This window comes from Pseudomonadota bacterium (assembly GCA_022361155.1).
GTDB lineage: Bacteria > Myxococcota_A > Polyangia > Polyangiales > JAKSBK01 > JAKSBK01.
Genome location: JAKSBK010000107.1, coordinates 1 through 3,872, shown reverse-complemented (window position 1 = coordinate 3,872; position 3,872 = coordinate 1). Strand labels below are relative to the sequence as shown.

Below are 3,872 nucleotides of genomic sequence, written 5' to 3'. Positions count from 1 at the left end.
GATGTTCCAGGTGCGGTCGACTGCATCCTCGACGTCGAATAGCCCGTGGTTCCACGTGACGTTGCCCAGGTTGCGGTACGGCTGGGCATTTATGTTGACCACGAAACCATTGTGGACGAAGCCGTTGACATCGACCACGGCTCGCCGACTTATGTACGTAATCACGGATGCAGGACACTACGAACGCTTCCAAGCGGGTCGGGGTGGGGCGGCGGCGTCTTCCGCCCCGCTGTGCGGGGGTGCGGGGTTACGGCGGCGGTCCGAGCGGGAAGGAGGAATGGCTCTCGACCGAGCTCTGCGTCAAGAGCCGGCGACCCCCGGCTTCTACGACTGCGAGGTGCTGGCGTGACAGCTGAACGATCGCACGGCCCGCGGGCAGACGCTGCATCAGACTGCTGGGGATAACGTGCTCGCCGTCGTCGTTCAACGTGCACCTGAGCTCCCGTTCGGGCAAGCCACTGGCGGGCGTGTACACGGCGATGCTCAGCGCAAGGGGCGCCTGCCCCCGGCCCGTCCAGATCAGTCGCAGATCGGTCCGCTCGATGGGGCGTCCGCCCTGCAGTGCGGGAACCGAGATCGCGTCCGGCAGGGGTGGCAGCCGGAGCGAGACCGGAGCGGCCAGATCGCCACCCTCGGCCTTGAGCTCGTAGAGCGCGCCATTGCGCGGTTGCACCGCGTGAAGCTCGAGCGAGTAGGGTGCGAGAGGCACGCCTTCATGCATCGGCGCTGCTTGGGTGTCGAAAAGATGCTGGCGCCCTGCGTCCACCAGGACGATACGGTCCACGGAATGCCGGCATCGAGGTCCGAGCCTGGGCGGGGCTTCTCCCTGCACGACTTCGCACCGGTCTTGAGCAAGGGCGGCCGGAGGTAGGGGCTGCAACCGCCAGTCGTCCGTGCGTCGTGTCAGCTCCGAGTGAAACTCCGCGCTGGCAGTGACCCGCGTCCTCGGCAAGGCCACGTCCTGGCCCGAAGTGCCATCCCAGGTCGTCCAGACCTTCAATTCCACCCGACCACTGGCTCGGGCCAGCAAAGGGGCCTGGGGCGGAGGGGGCGTCCAGGGCGGTTCATAGGTTGCGTGGTAGCGCCGAACGATCTCATCGGCGCCGAGCGCGCAGTCGTATGCCCTGCCTGGATCCCGGTCGCCGTTGGCGAAGCAGCGGCCATCGACCTCGATCACGCTGCGACAGGAGCCATGCCACTCCACCTGAACCAGCCGGGCGTCATGAATGCGCGCAGCCTCCAACGCGAGCTGTTGGCCCAGCCCCTGACAGGGACCAAGACAGGTAGCAGCGTCACCCACCCGGCAGCCCCCGAAGTTGGACTGGTACCATGACAAGCAGGCCCCGGTGTGTGCACGTGCCTGGCACAGGGCGGGGCTCGCAGGCCCGAGCGAGCGCCGGAGCCCGCCCTCGAACGTGCAGTCACAATACGAGCCGGTCAACCCATTGACGTTGCTCAGGAAGCGGCACTCGTGTGCCGCGGCGTTTCCGGGCGGCGACCTGGGCTGTCCGAGCCTGGCGACGGTATCTCGGACCCCGGCGTTACAGGCATCGATCTCGTAGCACATGCCCTGCAGCGTCAAGCTCGCGCCTACCGGCGGGCTTCCGGGCGCAGGCGCCGGTGGAGGAGGCGGTGGCCCAAGCGGCCACGGAGCGGGCGCTATCGGAATCGAGGGGGAACCAGGGAACGGCGCAGGGGGCGCGACCGGAATAGGCGGCGGCGCAGGAAACGGAGCGGGCGGCATCGCGCTTGCAGACGGCTCCATGCTCCCGGGAGGCACGACCTCCCCAGCGCACGCGACGACCAGGCTGCCGAGCAACGAGGCCAGCCGAGCCCAGGCGCCAGCGTTCAAATAGTTTCGTTCTTCCATTTTTTCATGACGCATATTTGCTGTTCCCCACCTATTGTCTGTTTAGTTGTCCAGCAAATTTCGAGCCATCAACGAGACCGATAGGGTCTGCTGTAGCCCTGGGACCACTGTAACGGTAAAGCTTGTTGGTTCAGGTCCTAGAGGTCACGAAAAATCGTGCGCTGCTCCGATCCGAGTCCCGGCCTTGACGCCGATCGGGAGGCGCGATCCCGATTTGGGGCCAATCGGGGTGGCCTGCGGGTCCGACGGGGGTTATTCGGGCGGGGCCGGAGAGGGCGGCGGCGGTCCTGGCACGAGTAGCCCGCCCCCCATCGCCACTCCCACCGTGGGCGCTCTGGGCGTGGAGATCGTGCGGGTAGAGCTCAACCAGGCCTCTGCCGCGGTGCTCGCCAAAGGGGGCGAACCGACCCCCCAAAAGGACATCGTCGCCCCGGTCGTCGGTGGCCGCACCGCGTTCGCACCAAACCAGGTTTGGTGATCGGACGTTCGCTGACACGACCCCCGACGGGCATCTTGCGAGGATCTTCAAGGGAGGCTACCGGCCATTGCCACACACGTGCCGGCCGACCATCGAGGCTGCCGCCAATGTCGCTGCGGCGCGGTGCAGCGCTACCTAGGGACGGCTTGCGAAGCGCTAGGTTTGCTGCGTCCCCGAAGCAGAGGGGTCCACGATTTGCCGCCGTCCCAGAGAACCGTCAAAGTGATACTGGGCAGGTTGTAGAAGAAGACAACGCGCGCAGCCCAGTTTCCATAACCAAGGAGGCGCTGTTCAACCTTCTCACGCGTCCACGGGTATTCTGGACGAGCGGTCTTTGGCCGGTGGATCTGGCGAGCTTTGCCGCGAACGAACTTATAGAAGTCGCGCTCCTCGTCAGCGTTGTGGAAGACTCGAGGGTCTCCCGCAAGTCGATCCTCGTTGGGAACCACAGTCAACGGTGGTATCACTGAAAAATTGTCGAGTCCAAGCGCGTCCATTGCCTTGCGAATGTTCTCGAGCCCGGTCGGCGTGGCAAGTCCGAACGACAGATCGACCGGCAGCTCTCTAAGCTGCTGTGCACGGCGGTCCTCCAGCGGTCGGGCAAGGCGCTCACCAAGCACTACTCCGGTTCCAAGTTCTCGTCGCAATTGTTCTTCAGCGCCGAGCCACTGCGCAAGGGTAGTAATGGCATGCCCGCCCTGCCCGCAGAAGTCATCCCAGAGGATCAAACCCTGCGTAGTCGAAGCCTCTAGGGCGACCTCGAGTTGAAGCACATCTCTTCTGAGACCCTGGGAGACGTCGCCCATCAGGTAGGACAGCATCGCGCTGCTGTCCCCTGTTGATCCTAAGGGACAGAGGAACGCGGGGTCGATGCGATCAGCCGACTCCGCGAGCGAGTACTGCAGCGCTCTGACAAAGAACGCGCGATCCTTGAAGTCTATCGTTTCAAGGAATCTCAGAGCGACTCGCACTCTCTCAACACAGTCGAACCGCCTAAGGTGGTTTGCAGTGGTGACTGTCGAGACTGGCACACCGTCAGGGGACTGGTATCGACCAAGCCGCTCTCCAACCTGTAGAATGCGGGGCGTTGCGACTCTCAGGAAACGCTCGATCAAACCAACGCCGGTAGAGCGCGTTTCCTTTCTAAGGTCTCTCGCCAGGGTTACCGGGAACTCGTCGGATTCAAAAAATCCATTTTGCTTCAATACCCGGATCGATCGCCGCAACTCCAAAGGCTCGATTTTCGTTCTCGAGTAGGTTTCTTCGGAGGCTCGCAAACCGAATTCCGTGGAGAGTACCTTGACCGCGGCGGCGAAGACAGCAACAAGGCATGGTTCCGGTCCGTAGACGTAGCCTCTCAGCTTTGCGAGCCGTTTGCCCACTTCGGGGCGCTGCCCCGCGATGGCGGCCGTGGCTGGCGCTAGGCCCTGACCAAGCGCACTTTTCTTCATTTTGCAGGGATTAAACCCTGAAAGCCCGGTGTTTTGGGGGTTGTACAACCTCAACCAGAACACCGAAAGGGAG

General features: G+C 63.7%; 3 protein-coding genes. 1 reads left to right on the top strand and 2 read right to left on the bottom strand.

Features of this window, described 5'->3' with window-relative positions:
• Window positions 1-247: 247 nt before the first annotated feature.
• Complete coding sequence (locus MJD61_03750; protein ID MCG8554390.1) at window positions 248-1,870, bottom strand: hypothetical protein; 1,623 nt, start codon at window positions 1,868-1,870, stop codon at window positions 248-250.
• Window positions 1,871-2,195: 325 nt separating this feature from the next.
• On the opposite strand from MJD61_03750, the gene MJD61_03745 reads away from it, so the two are divergent.
• Window positions 2,196-2,348, top strand: a complete 153-nt coding sequence (locus MJD61_03745; protein ID MCG8554389.1) for a hypothetical protein — start codon at window positions 2,196-2,198, stop codon at window positions 2,346-2,348.
• A 131-nt stretch (window positions 2,349-2,479) separates the two neighbouring features.
• On the opposite strand, the gene MJD61_03740 is transcribed toward MJD61_03745, so the two are convergent.
• Window positions 2,480-3,872 (bottom strand): hypothetical protein (locus tag MJD61_03740; GenBank protein MCG8554388.1); only part of this gene is annotated, 1,393 nt, incomplete at its 5' end.